Consider the following 18632-nt stretch of genomic DNA (forward strand, 5'->3'; position numbering starts at 1 on the left):
GCCCTCTGCGGACTTCACGCAAACTTCTGTAGGAGCTGGCTTGCCAGCGAAGTCGGCGTCACGGCCACCATTGATTCGCTGGCAAGCCAGCTCCTACAGAAGTTTGTGTTGCAGCGTGAATGGTTGTTCGCCAAACCTTCAAGTGGCGAACAAACAGGCTTCCACATCCATTCCGGCATCACGCATCTGCGCCAGCTTGTAGCGCAAGGTGCGCGGGCTGATGCCCAGTCGCTCGGCAGCCTCCTTGCGACGGCCGCGCTCAGAACGCAGGGTATCGATGATCATCTGGAATTCGCGGCGCCGCAGGTCATCGCCCAGTGCACCGGCCGATTCAGCGTCAACTTCGACGGCGCGTACCGGTGCGACTACCCATGTTGGCAACGGCGCACACGCAACCGGCCCGGACAAACAGAAATCCTGCGGCTGGATCAAACCGCCCTGCTGCAGAATCAAGGCCCGCTGGATCGCATTGTCCAGCTCACGCACATTGCCAGGCCACGGATAACCGATCAGGCACGCCTGCGCTTCGGGCGACAGTCGCGCCGCTGCATGCTTTATTTTATTGACGTGTTTGGCCAACAGTCGCTCGGCCAGCGGCAGGATGTCCGCAGTGCGCTCGCGCAGCGGACGCCAGGCGAGCGGAAACACCGACAGGCGATAGTAAAGGTCTTCACGAAAACGCCCCGCCGCCACTTCGCCGGCCAGATCGCGGTTGGTGGTGGCCACGACCCGAATGTCCAGCGTGATCGTTTTGCGTGCGCCCACCCGCTCGACTTCACGCTCCTGCAAAACGCGCAGCAACTTGGCCTGAAGGCCGAGGGGCATTTCGGAAATTTCGTCGAGCAGAATCGTGCCGCCGTCAGCTTGTTCGAACTTGCCGGCCTGCGCTGAAATGGCGCCCGTGAACGAACCCTTTTCGTGACCGAACAACGTAGCTTCAAGCATGTTGTCGGGGATCGCTGCGCAATTGATCGCAATAAATGGCTGACTGGCGCGATGGGAATGCTGATGAATGTAGCGCGCCAACACTTCTTTGCCGGTGCCGGACTCGCCCGAGATGAGTACCGTGGAATCACTGCGTGCCACTCTGGCGGCCAACTCCAGCAATTGCGCGCTGGCCGGTTCGAACGCGATCGGTCCTTCGCCCTCGACCGTACCGAGATTGCCCAATGCATGACGCGCCACCAAATCAAGCAATGCCTTGGGCTCGAACGGTTTGACCAGATAATCCGCCGCCCCCTGGCGCATCGCATCGACTGCCCGTTCGACGGCACCATGGGCCGTCATCAGCAGCACCGGCAATTGCGGATGACGCGCCCGCAGCAAACCGAGCAGCTGGTGCCCGTCCATGCCCGGCATATTGACGTCACTGATCACCAGATTGAACGCCTCGACTGCCACCGCCGCCAACGCATCTTCTGCCGAACCGACCGCCTTGAAATCGTGCCCCGCCAGCATCAGCGTATCGGCCAATGCTTCGCGTAGCGCGCGGTCATCCTCGACCAGTAAAACCTTGATTGCCATGCCTTTCATTCCACTCCCCGGGCAATGGGCTTTTCACCCGAAAAAAGCGGCAGAATCACTTGCGCACACGTGCCGCGACCCGGCCGCGAACGCAGCTGCAATTCTCCCTGATGCGCACGCGCCACCGCCTTGACCACGGTCAGACCCAACCCGGTTCCAGTGGTTTTGGTGGTGAAAAACGGCTCGCCCAGACGTGCCAGAACGTGGCTGTCGATGCCACTGCCGCTGTCACTTACGCACACGCGCAGGGTGTTTTCACGGGTATAAAAGTGAACTTTCAAGCGGGCATCGCCGGCACTCGCCTGAATCGCATTCTCGACCAGATTGAGGATCGCCCCGATCAGCGTGTCGCGATTACACAGCAACTCGCCAGCGTGACTGTCGCACTGCCAACGGACTGACAGGTCTTGAACATGCGTCAGTGCTGCCGCTTGCAGCGATTGCATCAACTGTTTCGGCGTGATGCGATCGGTCAGCGGTAGCTCACCGCGCGCGAACACCAGCATGTCGCGAACCTGATGTTCCAGTTCATGCAAACGCTCTTTCAGGCGACCGGCAAAACGCTGCTGCGTAGCGACTGGCAGCTCTTGCTCAGCCAAGTGACTGGCATAAAGCAAAGCAGCTGACAACGGCGTACGAATTTGATGAGCCAGCGAGGCGACCATTCGGCCGAGGGAAGACAAGCGTTCGTGACGGGCCAGTTGATCTTGCAGGTGACGGGTTTCAGTCAGGTCGTTCAGCAGCACCAACTGACCCGGCTCAGCGTCCAGCGAGCGAGTGGCAATCGACAGACGCCGACCGTCCTTGAGAGAGATCTCATGACCGTCGTCTTTGCGAGGCGCGAAACAACGGGCGATGACCTGCCGCCAGAGCTCACCTTCGAGTGGCAGACCGAGCAACTCGTACGCCGTCGGGTTGGCTTCGCGCACAATGCCTTGGGCATCGATAACGATGACGCCGCCGGGCAACAGGTCGAGGAGATTTTGCAGACGATTAGCCAGGCGTTCTTTTTCCGCCAGTTCCTGCATGCGCTGCGCACTGACCACCGCCAACTCGCCCTTCAGCTCGGTGACACGGGCTTCAAGCAGGCTGTAGGAGTCGGTCAATTGACTCGACATCTGACTGAACAGCGCAAACGCCTGCTCAAGGCCAAGCCGGCTTGCCTGCTCTACGGACGACTGTCCCGAAGCGTCAGGGACAGGAGACAACTGGGCGGCTTGGGGCATTGTGCTCTCTCGCTTGGCTGACCGTCAGTTAAACGGAACGTTGCGAGGGACTTAGCAATACCCGTGCCTAAAAAAAACCGCCCAAATATGAATGACTTGAAAAACAGGCGTCAATCATCTGCCTGTTCATCACCGTCGCGACGGCTCATGCCGTACTTGCGCATCTTCTCCACCAGCGTGGTGCGACGAATACGCAGGCGTTCAGCTGCGCGCGCCACAATGCCATTGGCATCATCCAGCGCTTGCTGAATCAGGCCCTGCTCCAGACCACCGAGGTAGTCCTTCAGGTCCAGGCCTTCCGGGGGCAGCATGGCAGTGGTGGTGAAGTCCGGGGAATGACCATTGATGGCCACCCGCTCTTCAAGATCACTGCGCAGGCTGTCGACCAACTGTTCGTCTTCGTCATCGACGTAGCGGAATTTCTTCGGCAACTCGACCACACCAATCACCCCGTACGGGTGCATGATCGCCATGCGCTCCACGAGGTTGGCGAGTTCGCGAACGTTGCCCGGCCAACCGTGACGACACAACGACATGATCGCGGCGGAATTGAAACGGATCGACCCGCGCTTCTCGTGCTCCATGCGCGAGATCAACTCGTTCATCAGCAACGGGATGTCTTCGACACGCTCACGCAGGGGCGCCATCTCGATCGGGAACACGTTCAGGCGGTAATACAAGTCTTCGCGGAACGTGCCGATCTCGATCATGCTTTCGAGATTCTTGTGGGTCGCGGCAATGATGCGCACGTCAACACTTTGGGTCTTGTTACTGCCCACGCGCTCGAAGGTGCGTTCCTGCAGAACACGCAGCAACTTGACCTGCATCGGCAGCGGCATGTCGCCGATTTCATCAAGAAACAGGGTGCCGCCGTTGGCCAGTTCGAAACGCCCGGCACGGCTGGTGATCGCCCCGGTGAAGGCGCCCTTCTCGTGGCCGAACAATTCGCTTTCCAGCAACTCGGCCGGGATCGCCCCGCAGTTGACCGGAACGAACGGCGCGTCACGACGCCTGGAGTGATAGTGCAAGTTGCGCGCAACCACTTCCTTGCCGGTGCCGGACTCGCCAAGGATCAGTACGCTGGCGTCGGTGTCGGCCACTTGCTGCATCATCTGACGGACGTGTTGAATCGCCCGGCTGGTGCCGACAAGGCTGCGAAACAGATTAGGCTCACGGTGACGACCGCGCTCGCGGGCCTGGTCGTACATTTCGCGATAGACCTGGGCACGGTGCAGGGAGTCGAGCAATTTGCTGTAGCTGGGTGGCATTTCCAGGGTCGACAGCACTCGACGTCGCTGGTCCTCTGGCAAGTCAACGGAAGAATTATCGCCCATTAACAAAACCGGAAGGAACTCATCCCAGGTTGCGAGTGTCTTTAGCAAGCCCGCAAGTGCGCCAGGAGCATTGACCGTCCCGATGAGGACACAGATCACGTCACGACTTGAAGACAAAGAGCCGACAGCCTGCTGCCAGTCATGGCTACCACAGGGTAAATTTTCCTCACCAAGAAAATTTAAAATCACCGCTAAATCGCGGCGGCGGACGCTATCGTCATCAATCAGCAGAATTTTGGTTTCACGCCACATGCAATAGCAACTTCCCTAGTCAACTCAATGCCCAAAATGCTGGGGCAAGCTAAACGCTTGCAGGCCTGATATGCCTGAAGACGACTGAAATCTGGAACCAGCCACTAGTTAAGTCAAAAAACCGTGCACAGTCAAATTTATGGCGCACTATCATTGGATTAACTGAGGATTAATTAACCGAACAGATGGTAAACCTTTGCCGCGCTCTTCGCATGATTGATCTGAGACATCTCATCAACTATCGCTTGCCTCTCCCCCGTCGCGGCCTCAAGAAGCTGCTTGTACACCCCCAGCAACTCCTCAAGGTTGTCGCGCAATGCGGCCTCGTCCACCGACGCTTCACTCAAAACATCTTCCATGCAGGATCGGCACGCCAGGTCCAACTCAGCAATGGCCTCCCAATTGCGCTCGGCCAAGGCACCGACCAGGCCTTCGCGGGTGTGTTCGATACGCTGCAGCACAAGACTCATGGTGATCTCCTTCAGAACTGTGGAGCAGGCGTGCCAATGGCATCCCAACCGTCTTTGACCGTACGCAGCAGATCAGCGACTTCGTCGAGGATTTTCGAATCGGTCTTGGCGTTAGCCTCGGTCAGGCGCTTCATCATGTATTCGTAGAGGCTATCCAGTTCGCCTACCGTTTCGGCCTGATTGTCCAGATCCAGACCTTCGCGCAGACCACCGATGATGCCGATGGCCTTGCCAATCAGAACACCTTTGTTCGGGATATCCTTGCGCTCCATGGCACCCTTGGCCTGGGCAATTCGATCCAGACCACCCTCCATCAACATCTGTACAAGACGATGGGGACTGGCTTCGGAAGTCTGCGCCTGGGCGCCAATCTTCTGATACTGCCGAAGGGCTAACATCGGATTCATGTTGTACCTCATCAAAACGCTAGTGTTCGTATGATCAATGTATCGACCACGCGTCAAAAAACTTTAGCCGGGGTGCCGGGGCCGAGCAGCGCATGCTTCACTTGGTCTATTTTTGCTGACTCCCAAAGTAAAAAGCCCGACACACTGGAGCGTGTTGTCGGGCTTTTGCGTTAATGCGCTAACAGCACTAGGAGTTTCTTTGCTGCGCCGTCATGGCTTCAAATATCGAAGTAATGTTGCTGGCCGTAGCTTTCAGCTTGCCCACCAAAGAGTCCATATCGTTGTATTTTTTGGTCAACACCGCAGTCAGTATTGCTACCCGACGATCGAGGGCCGCTTGCTGCTCGACCAGGTTGGCTTTGTTCTTGTTCAGATTGGTGGTGCGGGCATCAAGGATCTCCCCCGTTTGGGTGTAAGGGGCAATCGCCTTGTCCATTCGCTCCAGCAAGCCTCCGGTCCCGGTAAAGAACGCCTGAACCTCACCACCCAGACTCTTGTCGCTCATTGCCGCAGTGAACTTGGTGCTATCGAAGTCCAATGCACCGGTCTTCTGATTGGTGGTGATACCCAATTGCGCCAGCACGGTGAGCTTATCCCCTGCCCCGGTCTCGGTCAGCGGCCCACGGATGGCCGCCAGAATGTTGCGCGGCAGCGCGTCCCCGGTCAACGCTGCAGCGACCGTTGGCTTACCATCACTGTCGAGCGTGGGCTTGGTCAGCGTGCCAATGCTGCTGACTACCGCGTTGTAAGCATCGACGAACTTCTGGATCGAGGCCTTCAAGCCATCAGTGTTAGTCGCCACCGTCACCGTCGACGTGGCCCCACCCCCAGCCAACAGATTGAAGCTCAAGCCCGAGACGGCATTATCGATGGTATTGGTTTTACTGGTCATGCTCAGGCCGTCGACCGAGAACTCCGCATCGGTTGCCGCATTGCCGATACGCCCGGCACCTGGTGGAGCGAGCGGATCTAAAGGATCGCCGGCCATCGCCTGATCGCCGTGAATGGTCATCACACCACTGACGGAAATTTCAGACCCCGCACCCGTGGCCGAAGACCCCAGCACCAGTCGCGAGCCGTCTTTGTCGGTAATGATGTTGGCGTTAATGCCATCGCCCTGGAACTTGCTATTGATCAGGTCGCGGACCGATTGCAGGGTCGCACCGGCCGGGACATCAAGGACGTAGTCCTTGTTGTTCAGCTTGATAGTCAGAGGCCCCTCTGCAACAGCGCTGCTTGCATCCGTAAAGACTTCGCTGGCGACTTTGGCCGAGGTGGCAAGGTTATCGACTTTGATAACGTAGCTGCCCTTGACCGCCGAATTATTGGAGGTCGCGGTCACAACCTTGACATCGGAAGAGCTTGCAGCGAACCCCGAGAACTGCGGCGTTGTGGCACTGCCGAGGTTCTTCATCGCGGTCTGAAACGCCGCCAACACCGACTTCAGGGTCCCGATGCCAGATAGATTCGCGGTGGTAATCTTTGTCTGCCGGTCGATCTGCGTCTGCTTGGCCACCTTGTCTGAGTCGACCAGGGCCTTGACGATAGCACCGGTGTCCAGGCCGGAACCCAGCCCAGCACCCGGTAGAATTGGACTTGCCATGTGCATCTCCCTTCAGTTTGTCGCCAGCCGTTTGACTCTTACTGCGCCGCAAAGAACGGTGTAACACTTTTCATGCCAGCCTTCAGGCTTCGGCGCTGAACAACAGACTGCTCGCATCATTCAAGCTATTGGCCAGCTTCAGGACTTCTTCATTGGGGATCTGGCGTACCACTTCTCCCGACTCGCTGGCTATGACCTTAACCACCACTTGGCCGGAGGCCTCGTCGATAGAGAACTCCAGATTACGCTTGACCGTTTGCACGAACTTTTCAATTTCCTGGACAGCCGCTTTCAGCTTGCGTTGCTCGGTTTCGTTTCCTTTGCTTTGATCCTTGACAACGTTGACGGGTGTCACATTTGATCGAGGCTCATCCATCGTTTTTTCCACGACAGGCGTCGCGGATTTGGCAACTGGGTAAGACAAGTTCAGCTTGACGCTCATATCCATGTCCATCACCTCACTAAAGCAAAAAAGCGGGAGAGCACGGCCAGCGCACTCTCCCGCCAACTTTCAACCGGCGATTACTGAAGCAGTTTCAGTACAGCGGAAGGCAGTTGGTTGGCTTGCGCCAGGATTGCGGTGGAAGCTTGTTGCAGGGTTTGCTGCTTGGTCATCTGTGCAGTTTCAGCGGCGAAGTCGGTGTCTTGTACACGACCCAGTGCGGCACTGACGTTTTCGTTGACGTTTTGCAGGTTGGAAATGGTGCTGGTCAAACGGTTTTGTGCAGCACCCAGAGTCGAGCGAAGGGCGTTAACCTTGTCCAAAGCCGTATCGATATTAGTAATCGCTGTACCAGCATTGGTTGCGTCCGTCAGGTCGCCAGGAGTGGCACCTATAATAGTTGAATCCATTGGAACGATACCAAAATCCACGCCAATGGTGTCATTTGCAGTCGTGCCAGAACCCACTTGAATATTAACCACACCAGCAGAACCGTCGAGCAGCTTCGTACCATTCAAGTTGGTGCTGCCAGCAATACGGTCCAATTCCTTGGCCATCTGCTGGTACTCTGTGTCCATTGCGGTATTATCCGCTGCAGTGTTGCTGCCGTTACGTGCTTGCACACCCAACTCACGCATACGCTGCAGAATGTTGCTGGACTCTTGCAGAGCGCCTTCAGCGGTCTGAGCCATCGAGATGCCGTCGTTGGCGTTTTTGATCGCCATGGTCTGGCCGCGAATCTGGCTGGTCATGCGGGTAGCGATTTGCAGGCCGGCAGCGTCGTCTTTGGCGCTGTTGATTTTCAGGCCGGAAGACAGACGAGTCATCGAGGTGGACAGAGCATCGGAAGCGCGGTTCAGGTTCTTTTGAACGTTCAACGATGCAACGTTAGTGTTTACGGTTAAAGCCATGACGAATTCCTCGTTGGTTGGGTACTGCGGTTTCCGGCCCTGGCAACCGCCGGGTATGGCCTAGAGAACCTTCGTAATAGTTATCGTCGCGTTGGCAGGTTGCTTTAGGGCTTTTTGAAAATATTTTGCCATCACACTGCCACCCCCAACAAAAACAATGGGTTAACACCACCACGAATAAAAAAATGGCGCCAGGGAACTGTCGGGGGCAATGTCAAAGGTGCAGTTCTGCCCATAAAAATCGGGCACAAAAAAAGCGCTCAAGGAGAAACCTTGAACGCTTTTTTTTGTGCCCGGGCTTAATGACTCAAGGCCGATAAATGATCGCCGACCCCCAAGACAACCCCACGCCAAATCCGCTCAATGCAACGCGTTTCCAGCCGGAGTCCAAAACGTGCTTCTCCAACAGCAATGGAATGCTCGACGACACGGTATTACCGGTCTCGACCATGTCCTTGATGAACTTCTCGGGATCACCCTCGAAACGCCGCGCCACTGCATCGACAATCGCCGCACTGCCCTGGTGAATGCAGAACGCATCGATATCATCAGCCGAAAGGCCGGAGTCAGCGAGCAGTTCATTCAAATGCGCCGGGACTTTGAGCAGCGCGAAATTGAAGACCTGACGGCCGTTCATATAGAACACCCCGTCGGAGACCTTCAAGTGCGGTGCACCTGAGCCGTCGGTGCCGAACTTGGCCTTGCCCAACTGCCATGGCGCGTCTTCGCCCATCCACGTGGCGGTCGCCGCGTCACCGAACAACATGGTGGTGTTGCGGTCTTCCGGGTCGACGATCTTCGAATACGGATCGGCGGTGACCAGCAAGCCATTCTTCAGGCCTGCAGCCTCCATGAAACCCTTGATAGCGTAGATGCCGTACACGTAACCGGAGCATCCCAGCGAGATATCGAACGCAGCGACGGTAATCGGCAGGCCCAGCTTGTCCTGAACGATGGCGGCAGTGTGCGGAAGGCCTTCTTCGTCACCGTTCTGGGTGACGACGATTAGTACATCGATGGATTCACGTTTCAAATCAGGATTGTTGGCGAACAGCGTATTGACTGCTTCGACACACAGGTCCGAGGTTTCCTGCCCGGCGTCTTTACGCGGCAGAAAAGCCGAACCGATTTTACCCAGGATGAATTCTTCATCCTTTTCGAATTTTGCACCCTGTGCGTAATTGTCCACGCCGGCTACAGGAACGTAGCTCGCAATGCTTTTTATGCCAATCATTACGGCTTCCCAATAATAAACAGCCCAATACCACCGCTCGCAACGAATCGAGGGGCGCCGACCAACAGAGAAAACGTCGCCCCATCAAGGCGACAGCGGGAAGGATAAAAGGCTATCACTGGGCCAAAAACCGACCAGGCGCCACCTTCCCGATTAATACAATACAGTGAAGATGCGCGTTATGACTCGCAGGTCACTCTATTTTACTGAATCTGCCCCATTGGACGTTCTTCGGCCAACAATCCACTCGGCTCTACAGCCAGCTCATAACTGCAAGCACTCGGGTCAGTGCGTCAAGGTCGGAAATGGATATTTGAGCCTCGTGACCGGGCAAAGCCACGATGCCCTCCCGTACTCACGCTCGAAGCAATGAATGGAAGGCTCCGCGTGGCAGGTTCCAAAACGATGGACAATAAGAACCAGTTGATGCGCTGGAAACAGCCCAAGCACATTGCCTGGTTCTTCTGTCTGATTTTGTGGGCGGTAGCGACCAGAAAGAGAGGCACCGCCCGATGAAGTGATCGAACACGGTCTGGCGGCAGGAAAAAATTTTAGATCAGGGCAAGGAGCAGGTTAAAAAGCTGCAAAAACCCTGCTGTGCCACTGCCTGGCGAGAGTTTTCAGGTGAATACGCCGCACAGACTCTCCTGAACGGCGCCTTTTTCAGAGCATCCTTTGCAGGACGCCCGGACTCAGATCTTATTGAACAGACCGAGTTGCGCGATCTTGCTGAACGCCAGTTGCGAAGCCTGCAACATGGTTTGCTGCAAAGTCAGGCGGGTCATTACCTCTGCCGGATCGGAGTCGCGAATGGCCGACTGCGTTTGCTTATTAGCCAATGCGATACTGGCGTTCGCTTCGCTCTGAGTATCGAGAGCCGCTGCGCGTCCACCCACCGAACTTAAAGCACTGGAGAGTTGCTCGGCGCCACTTGTCAAATTGGAGATGCCAGCGCTAAGCGCCGCACTGAAACGCTGAGCAAGGACCGGATCAGTGTCAATCGGTGCAAGCAAGGATGCACGCAACTGACTGACGGTATCCAGAATGCTCTGGGTTTGATGATTGTTGACGGCAATTACAAATTGGTCACCCGCTTGTGGCGCGCCACTGAACGTGAAGTCGACCCCCCCTGCCGTTGCGCTCAACCCCGCCATAGAACCACTGGAAACAGGTTTGCTATTCGCCGTAATCGGCGACGCATAGAGTTCGTAATCACTGTCGCTGGTGAATTTGAGTATGGCGCCTCCCGATGGAAAGCTGCCGATGTAAGCCGCCGAGTTACTTACGGTACTGCCGGTCACCTGCGCAGAAGACGGATTACCCGGAGAGCGAGTGACGTTGAAGCTGTCGGGCTTGCTCGCCAGACTGAAGCTATGCCCAGTGATCACCGCATCCGGGTCAGTATCACCGGATTGCAGATTAATATTCAGCCGCAGATCAAGACCACGAAAACTGAAGGATTGCGAAGTTGCGTCTTTTGAACTGAAGACACCACTGTTGCTGACTTCAGACGTCACATCATTGTTTAAGGCGTCAGTGATCTTGAATTGTGTGCCACTCACAAATTCGACCTTGTATGGCTCACCACTTTTAAAGCGATTGTTATAGGTCGCACTTTCAGTGATCAAACCGTCAGACAGAAGCACTCGCCCATCATTAACAGCCGGCGCTGTCAGTGCGGTTTGGCTTCGACTGGTATTGATTGCTTGCTGAAATACTTCCCAACCCGTGCTGTTGGTGGCCATCGACATCGTATCGCCGATAGGCAGATTCAGCGTCGTCTGATCTCCGCTGTAACTGTAGGTGCCATCGGAATTGCGTGAAAACGGAGCAATGTCGCCTTTGGAACCGGCGAAAATGTACTTACCGCTTTCATCCTTCGAGTTCATCAAACTCAGCAATTGCTCTTCAATCTGCCCTAGCTCCGATTCATTGGCTTTGCGATCAGCGTCGGTATAGGCGCCATTGCCTGCACCAATTGCCAGTTCTCTGGCACGCTGCAGCACATTCCCGATACTGGTCATCACCGATTCGGTCGTGCCCAATGTGGATTTGATGGTGTTGGTATTGAGCGTGTACTGATCAAGCATCGAAGCCTGCTGACCCAGTTGCAGCAATCGCGAAGCGCCGACCGGATCATCGGCCGCGGTATTGATGCGAACCAGGCTGCTGGCCTCTTCGCTGCTCTTGACCACGTTGGCGAAATTCTTCTGATAGTTGGCAGCCGAGGACTCGTAAAACTGGGCGGTAGAAATGCGCATGGGCTACGACTCCTTAAAGACTGTTTATCAGTGTGCTGAAGATTTCTTGCGCAGCCTTGATGATCTGCGAAGACGCGGTGTAGTACTGCTGATATTTGACCAGGTTGCCGGTTTCCTCATCAAGGTCGACACCGGACAACGAATCGCGAGCCCCTTTAGCGTTGGCCAGGATGGCGCCGGTCGCCGCGCTGTCGAGCTTGCCCTGGGCAGCCTTGGAACCCACACCCTCGACCAGTTTGCCGTAGGCGTCGTTCAGGGAAATACCCTTGCTCGCCGAACCGGTGTCCACGGTCTTTGCGGTCTGCAAATCGGCCAGCGCTGTACCGTTACGATTATCCAGGCTGCCCGGTTGGCTGAGCGAGACGTTGATCGCGGTGCCTTTGCCCGGTGAGCCGGCCACGGTCATGTCGAAGCTGACGGTGTATTGCGTGGCGGGTGCAGGCGGGATCGGCGCCCCACTGGCGTCCTTGAGCGGAACAGTCAGGTTCAGGGTGTTGTTCTCGCCAGGCTTGATGGTGCCACTGCTGATAACCCCGCCCTTGGCATCCAGAAACTGGTAGGTCTGGCTGGTGCCGTCGGCAGAAACATCGCCAAACACGACCTTGGTCGGCGTGGAGTTTTTCAGGCCGTTCTGCATCGCGGTGGTGGTGGCCGCGTCGTAGATGTCGAATTTCGTAGTCAGGGTCGGTTGACCGCTGGCTGGTATCGTCAGCGTGCCACTGCCGCCTGCCGCAATGGCCGCACCCAACGGTGCCGCGATCGCCAGACGCTTGGAGTCGGTCATCTCGGTCTTGATGTTGGTCGCGGCGTTGCGGGTCGGCGTGATCTTGAAGGTGTCACCAGCGGCAGCTGTACCACCGCTGAGCGTCATCGAGAACCCATCGATCACCGGTGGCGGCGTGGTCAGGGTGCTGAACGCGCCCATGGACGTACCGTCCGGCAGACGCTGCACGGTGTAGTCGGTGCCGCTGGTGAAGGTGACTTTGTAATCGTTGATGGTCAGCTTGCCGCTGTCCTCGATGCTCACATCGAAGTTGCCGGAACCGGCGCTGTTACCGACGGTGGCGACGCTGCGGTTAGCCATCTGTGCGGCACTGTTGATGCTATTGAACAGGTTCGAACCGAAGTCACCGTTCTTGTCGATGCCCTGGGCCTGAAGGCTGTTCATCTGATCAGCGACGACCAGGGCCACGCGACCCAGTTCGTTCATGGCCGGATCCAGTACGGTACTGCGATAGCGCAGCAGCCCCCCCATCTCGCCACCGGTCATCACCGAGGTGATGTCGACGGTGCTCGAACCACGGTTGAGCTGAATGCCCATGCGCGATGGATCGGCCTGGCTCGGCACCACTTCCAGCGTGCTGGCAGTGTTGCCCATGACCAGCGGCTGACCGCTGCCCAGGTAAATATCAACGTTCCCGTCGCGCTCGATGACTTGCGCGCCAGTGAAGGAGGAGAGCTGACGCACGGTTTCGTTGCGAGCGTCGAGCAGCTCGTTCGGCATGCCGCCGGCCTTGGAAATCTCGGAGATTTTCTGGTTCAACTGCGCCACGGTGGCGGCCAGGTTGTTGATCCGATCGGCCATGTTCGACAGGTTGCCGTTGATGTTCGCGTTCTGCGTGGTCAACTGGGCGGACACTGAGTTGAAACGGTTGCTCAAGGCCTGAGCATCGCTGAGCAGCAATTGACGGGACGCATCGTCACCCGGCTTGGCGTTGACGTTCTGCACCGAAGCAAAGAACTTGGTCAGCGCGCCATTGAGGCCGGTGCCGCTGTCCGACAGCAAGGCGTCGAGCGGGTTGATCTGCCCGGCGTACGCGGCCGCATCGCTGTTGAGCGAGGTGGTGGTCTGCAATTGCGCATCAAGGTAGCTGTTGTAGACGCGACGCACATCAGCCAGGGTCGTGCCGCTGCCGATGTAGACGTTGCCGAACTGATTCGAGGCTTTGCTGCCCTGTACGGTTTGCTGGCGTGAGTAACCGGCGGTGTCGGCGTTGGCAATGTTATTGCCGGTAATCATCAACGAGGATTGGCCAGCGGCCAGACCCGACATCCCGATATTGAGCAAACTCATGGTTCAGACCTTATGCCTTGTGCCTATAACGGCGTAGTGGAAGCGCCCGCTGCAGCGTAGTTTTGGTAACTCGTCATCTGCTTGGCGATCTGCGAGATCTTGCTTGCGTAATCCGGGTCGGTTGCATACCCGGCCTTCTGCAACTCGCGTACAAACTGTTCTGGGTTATCGGCAGACTTCACGACATCTTGATAGCGATTATTGGTTTGCAACAAAGTCACGAGGTCATGGAAGCTGTCTTTGTACGAGTCATAGGAACGGAATTCGGCCGTCTCCTTGACCATCTCGCCGTTACGGAATTCGCTGGTGATTGCCCGCGCCGAATCACCCCTCCAACTGCTACCGGCCTTGATGCCGAACAGGTTGTGGCTGCTGCTGCCATCCTGGGCACGCATGACCGATTTACCCCAACCGGTTTCCAGGGCGGCCTGGGCCACCAGGTAACGCGGATCGACGCCAATACGCTCGGCCGCTTCTTTGGCCATCGGCAGCATGGTGTTGACGAATTCGTCGGCGGAACTGAAAGCTTTCTTCGGCGGTGCCAAGGGAATCTGCGCCATGGCACGGCCGTAAATCTGCAGGCGCCCGCTCGATTTGGTGTCTGTTTGCGAGGCCAGCCAATCGCCGTTGAACAGCGGGCCGGCACCGGTCGCGACCGTCGGCGTCGCGGCGTCTCGCTCAGGCAACAAGGGTTTGTTGGCGGTCGCGGTGGTCATGGCCGAAGGCACCAAACCGGCGAGCAAGCGATCCGCCAGTTTCGGCGGCAAGGCCAGACGGCGCTGATTGATCAGCTCCATATCATTGCGATGCGTGCCCTCGCCTGTCGGCGCTTTCACCGAACGCGATGCCCACAACGGGCGCTGACCATTGAGCCGCGACAGCGGACCGTCGGTGGCCACAGTGCCCGCCGCGATCGGCGTCGACACCGTCGCTTTCGCCGCTTCCTGCTTGGCGGCAGACAGGGCCGCCGCCTCACCTGGCGCCAGCGGTTTGTTCTTCGACATCTGGCGCATCAGCACGTCTGCCAGACCAATACCACCGCCTTCGCGGGACATGGAAATGGCCAACTGCTGGTCGTACATTTCCTGGTATTGCTTGGCCGCCGGGGTGTTGAGCGGGTTGTCCTGGCCCAGCGCTTCGGTGGCCGAACGCATGGACTTGAGCATTTCCCCAAGGAACAGCGATTCGAACTCCTGCGCAACCTTACGCATGTTGCCGTCACTGTTCTTGTCGCCCACCTTGAGCTGGTTCAAGCGATTCAAGTCCGAATAGGAACCGGAGTCGCTGCTGCTGACCAGACCACTTTTGCGCATATCCATGACAGCCGCCCTTAGATCACGATCAGGTCGGCTTGCAATGCGCCAGCCTGTTTCAATGCTTCAAGGATTGCCATCAAGTCACCCGGCGCCGCGCCGACCTGGTTCACCGCACGGACGATTTCGTCGAGGGTAGTGCCCGGGCCGAACTTGAACATAGGCTTGGCTTCTTGCACCGCGTTAACCTGCGAGCGCGGAACAACGGCCGTCTGACCGTTGGAAAAAGCGCCAGGCTGGCTGACAATCGGGTCTTCGGTGATGGTCACGGTCAGGCTGCCGTGAGTCACGGCGGCTGGCGAAACCTTGACGTTCTGGCCGATCACGATGGTGCCGGTGCGCGAGTTGATGATGACTTTCGCCACCGCCTGACCCGGATCGACTTCAAGGTTTTCCAGGATCGACAGGTAGTCGACGCGCTGGCTTGGATCAAGAGGTGCGCTGACACGAATCGAACCACCATCAATGGCCTGGGCAACACCAGGGCCAAGCAAGTTGTTGATCTTGTCGACGATGCGCTTGGCGGTGGTGAAGTCCGAACGGTTGAGGTTCAGCGTCAGGCTATTGCCCTGGTTGAAACCGCTTGGCACTGAACGCTCGACCGACGCACCACCGGGGATACGACCCGCTGACGGAACGTTGACGGTGATCTTCGAACCATCACGACCTTCCGCATCAAAACCGCCCACCACCAGGTTGCCCTGAGCGACGGCGTAGACGTTGCCGTCGATACCTTTGAGCGGCGTCAGCAGCAAGGTACCGCCGCGCAGGCTCTTGGAGTTCCCGATGGAGGAAACGGTGATGTCGACCTGCTGACCCGGCTTGGCAAACGCCGGCAGTTCCGCACTGATCGAGACCGCTGCAACGTTCTTCAACTGCACGTTACCCGAGTTCGGCGGCACCTTGATGCCGAACTGCGAGAGCATGTTGTTGAAGGTCTGCAGGGTGAAAGGCGTCTGGGTCGTCTGGTCACCGGTGCCGTTAAGCCCGACCACCAGGCCGTAGCCGATCAATTGGTTGGAGCGCACGCCAGAAATACTGGCGATATCCTTCAGCCGCTCGGCCTGCGCGTTGAACGCCGCAGACAACATCAAGGCGGCCACCATGAGGTGTTTAAGATTCAAACTGGCCACCTAGAAAGGGAACAGCGGGCTGAGGAAGAAACGGTCGAACCAGCCTGGCTGACTCGCATCGGCAAACGAACCGGTGCCCGAGTAGGTGATGCGTGCATCGGCGACACGGGTCGACGAAACAGTGTTGTCGGTCGAGATGTCATCGGAGCGCACCAGCCCGGCAATCCGCACCAGCTCATCGCCGGTGTTGAGGGTCATCCACTTCTCGCCACGTACTGCGATGATGCCGTTGGGCAATACATCAGCAACGGTAACGGTGATCGAGCCCACGAGCGTGTTGCCCTGCGCCGCCTTGCTGTCACCCTTGGTCGCGCGGTCGCCTTCATAGCTGGCGTCCAGCGTCAGGTCACCACTGCCGAACGGGTTATTGGTGTTGGGTGTGGAGCCGAACAGCGAGGTCAGGGCAATGTTGGCCTTGCTGTTCTTGCCAATTTGCGAGTTGGCGTTTTTGCTGGCCTGGGTCCTCTCGTTCAGGGTAATGGTGATGATGTCACCCACTCGGAACGCCTTGCGGTCGGTGTACAGGTTCTGCTCAAAACCGGCCTGGTAAATCGAGCCATTGTTCGCGGCCGCCGGCAACGGTGTGCGCGGCAACACCGGGGCGTAATAAGGGTCATTGGGCTTGGGCGTCGTTGGGACGCAGCCCGCGAGCACAACAGCCCCACTCAGTGCCAGAACAGATACAAAGCGATTCATGACCCTACCTCACGGTGTTGCAGGCGACCTCATGGCCGCCTCATAGACTTGATTTACAGATTCTGCGTTACGAACGAGAGCATCTGGTCGGCGGTAGAGATCACTTTGGAGTTCATCTCGTAAGCGCGCTGAGTGGTGATCATGTTGACCATCTCCTCAACGGTGCTGACGTTGGAGGTTTCCAGGGTGTTCTGCAGCGTGGTGCCGAAACCGTTCAGGCCCGGTGTACCGACTTGCGGTGCGCCGCTGGCAGCGGTTTCCAGGAACAGGTTGTTACCCACGGCTTGCAGACCGGCCGGGTTGATGAAGTCAGCGGTTTGCAGGTTGCCGATCACCTGGCTGGCCGGGTTACCCGGAACGGTGATGGACACGGTGCCGTCGCGACCGACCGTGAAGGTCTGAGCTTCGTTGGGAATAACGATGGCCGGTTCCAGGGCGAAGCCACTGGCGTTGACGACCTGCCCGTTGGAATCGAGGTGGAACGTACCGTCACGGGTGTAGGACGTGGTGCCGTCCGGCTGCAGAATCTGGAAGAAACCGCGACCGTCGACCGCCAGGTCAAGCGGCTGCTCGGTGGTTTGCAGGCTGCCGGCGGTGAAGTTTTTCTGGGTGCCGACGATGCGCACACCGGTGCCCACTTGCAGGCCCGACGGCAGTTCGCTGTCCTGGGTCGACTGGGCGCCTGGCTGGCGTTTGATCTGATAGAGCAAGTCCTGGAACTCGGCGCGGTCACGTTTGAAACCCGTGGTCGACACGTTAGCCAGGTTGTTGGAAATGGTGGTCAGGTTAGTGTCCTGGGCGGACAGACCTGTTTTGGCAACCCATAGAGCCGGAAGCATTCGATTCTCCTCGTGCGCCTGTTTTACGGCGCGACGTTCTGGTAATTAGCTGATCTGCAAGACCCGAGCCATGGCCTGGTCATCGTCTTTGGCGGTGTTCATCATCTTGATGTGCAGCTCGAACTGCTTGGCCAGCGCCAGCACCGAGGTCATTTCTTCCACGGCGTTGACGTTGCTCGATTCCAGGAACCCGGACACCAGTTTGACGCCGGAATCGGCTTGCGCCGGCTTGCCGTCCTTGGTGTGGATCGAACCGTCCAGGCCTTTGGTCATGTTCCTCAGGTCAGGGTTGACCAGCTTGATGCGGTCGACTTCAGCCATCACGCGCGGGCCTTCGCCCATCGCACGGATGCTGATGGTGCCGTCCTCACCCACTTCGATTTGCTGCTCGGGCGGCACGGCGATCGGTCCGCCATTGCCCATCACCGGCATACCGTTGCCGGCACGCAGCACGCCAAGGGCGTCCACGTTCAGGCTGCCGGTGCGCACGTAGCTTTCAGCGCCATCGGGGGTCTGCACGGCGATCCAGCCGTTGCCTTGCACCGCGACATCGAGGTCGCGACCGGTTTCAACCAGCGAACCAGGGGAGAAGTCGGTGGCCGGGCGCTCGGTCATGGCAAACGCACGCGCCGGAAAGCTGTCACCAAAGACCGGCATCGAACGGGCCTGTTCCAGGTCCTTCTGAAAACCGTTGGTGGAGATGTTTGCCAGGTTGTTGGCATGAGCCTTCTGCGCCAGTGCATTCTGGCTGGCGCCGGTCATTGCCACATAAAGGTACTTGTCCACACTCATTCCTCTGCATGCCGGACGTTTGCCGCCCACCGCTGTACTGTTGAGCGTCAAGCAATTTGCAGACCAACTTTTTTTTGGCGGCGCCGGGCCCGGCAAACAAAGGACTTGAGGGGGTTTCAGA

The 18632-nt window shown here is 57.7% G+C and carries 16 protein-coding genes; all 16 read right to left on the minus strand.

Annotated features, from left to right (window positions below):
* Positions 1 to 138: 138 nt before the first annotated feature.
* The 16 genes from ACWGZX_RS06175 to ACWGZX_RS06250 all read right to left on the minus strand — a co-directional run bounded on the left by ACWGZX_RS06175 (position 139) and on the right by ACWGZX_RS06250 (position 18505).
* Positions 139 to 1524 carry a sigma-54-dependent transcriptional regulator gene (locus ACWGZX_RS06175; RefSeq protein ID WP_452627679.1) on the minus strand — a complete coding sequence of 462 codons (1386 nt, stop codon included), beginning with the start codon at positions 1522 to 1524 and terminating at the stop codon, positions 139 to 141.
* 5 nt (positions 1525 to 1529) lie between these two features.
* On the minus strand, positions 1530 to 2750 hold the full coding sequence (locus ACWGZX_RS06180; RefSeq protein WP_452627680.1) for a sensor histidine kinase: 1221 nt from the start codon (positions 2748 to 2750) through the stop codon (positions 1530 to 1532).
* A gap of 110 nt (positions 2751 to 2860) precedes the next feature.
* A complete protein-coding gene (locus ACWGZX_RS06185; protein ID WP_223517048.1) occupies positions 2861 to 4336 on the minus strand; it encodes a sigma-54 dependent transcriptional regulator in 1476 nt (491 codons plus the stop codon).
* A 173-nt stretch (positions 4337 to 4509) separates the two neighbouring features.
* Complete coding sequence (locus ACWGZX_RS06190) at positions 4510 to 4806, minus strand: flagellar protein FliT (protein ID WP_452627681.1); 297 nt, start codon at positions 4804 to 4806, stop codon at positions 4510 to 4512.
* Between the two features lie 11 nt (positions 4807 to 4817).
* Positions 4818 to 5213, minus strand: a complete 396-nt coding sequence (gene fliS, locus ACWGZX_RS06195) for a flagellar export chaperone FliS (RefSeq protein WP_452627682.1) — start codon at positions 5211 to 5213, stop codon at positions 4818 to 4820.
* Positions 5214 to 5400: 187 nt separating this feature from the next.
* On the minus strand, positions 5401 to 6816 hold the full coding sequence (fliD, locus tag ACWGZX_RS06200; protein ID WP_452627683.1) for a flagellar filament capping protein FliD: 1416 nt from the start codon (positions 6814 to 6816) through the stop codon (positions 5401 to 5403).
* Between the two features lie 82 nt (positions 6817 to 6898).
* Complete coding sequence (locus ACWGZX_RS06205; RefSeq protein ID WP_452627684.1) at positions 6899 to 7264, minus strand: flagellar protein FlaG; 366 nt, start codon at positions 7262 to 7264, stop codon at positions 6899 to 6901.
* A 74-nt stretch (positions 7265 to 7338) separates the two neighbouring features.
* A complete protein-coding gene (locus ACWGZX_RS06210) occupies positions 7339 to 8169 on the minus strand; it encodes a flagellin domain-containing protein (RefSeq protein WP_452627685.1) in 831 nt (276 codons plus the stop codon).
* A gap of 307 nt (positions 8170 to 8476) precedes the next feature.
* Entirely contained in the window at positions 8477 to 9403 is a 927-nt protein-coding gene (locus ACWGZX_RS06215; RefSeq protein ID WP_452627686.1) for a ketoacyl-ACP synthase III, read from the minus strand.
* Positions 9404 to 10095: 692 nt separating this feature from the next.
* On the minus strand, positions 10096 to 11664 hold the full coding sequence (locus ACWGZX_RS06220) for a flagellar hook-associated protein 3 (protein WP_452627687.1): 1569 nt from the start codon (positions 11662 to 11664) through the stop codon (positions 10096 to 10098).
* A gap of 13 nt (positions 11665 to 11677) precedes the next feature.
* Positions 11678 to 13738 carry a flagellar hook-associated protein FlgK gene (gene flgK / locus ACWGZX_RS06225; RefSeq protein WP_452627688.1) on the minus strand — a complete coding sequence of 687 codons (2061 nt, stop codon included), beginning with the start codon at positions 13736 to 13738 and terminating at the stop codon, positions 11678 to 11680.
* A 23-nt stretch (positions 13739 to 13761) separates the two neighbouring features.
* Complete coding sequence (gene flgJ, locus ACWGZX_RS06230; protein ID WP_452627689.1) at positions 13762 to 15057, minus strand: flagellar assembly peptidoglycan hydrolase FlgJ; 1296 nt, start codon at positions 15055 to 15057, stop codon at positions 13762 to 13764.
* Between the two features lie 11 nt (positions 15058 to 15068).
* On the minus strand, positions 15069 to 16157 hold the full coding sequence (locus ACWGZX_RS06235; protein ID WP_452628970.1) for a flagellar basal body P-ring protein FlgI: 1089 nt from the start codon (positions 16155 to 16157) through the stop codon (positions 15069 to 15071).
* Between the two features lie 27 nt (positions 16158 to 16184).
* A complete protein-coding gene (gene flgH / locus ACWGZX_RS06240; RefSeq protein ID WP_223517031.1) occupies positions 16185 to 16880 on the minus strand; it encodes a flagellar basal body L-ring protein FlgH in 696 nt (231 codons plus the stop codon).
* A 53-nt stretch (positions 16881 to 16933) separates the two neighbouring features.
* Positions 16934 to 17719 (minus strand): flagellar basal-body rod protein FlgG, encoded by a 786-nt coding sequence (gene flgG / locus ACWGZX_RS06245; RefSeq protein WP_223517029.1) that lies wholly within the window; start codon positions 17717 to 17719, stop codon positions 16934 to 16936.
* A 45-nt stretch (positions 17720 to 17764) separates the two neighbouring features.
* Complete coding sequence (locus ACWGZX_RS06250; RefSeq protein WP_452627690.1) at positions 17765 to 18505, minus strand: flagellar basal body rod protein FlgF; 741 nt, start codon at positions 18503 to 18505, stop codon at positions 17765 to 17767.
* Positions 18506 to 18632 lie beyond the last annotated feature (127 nt).

It is taken from the genome of Pseudomonas sp. CLCA07, assembly GCF_053615335.1.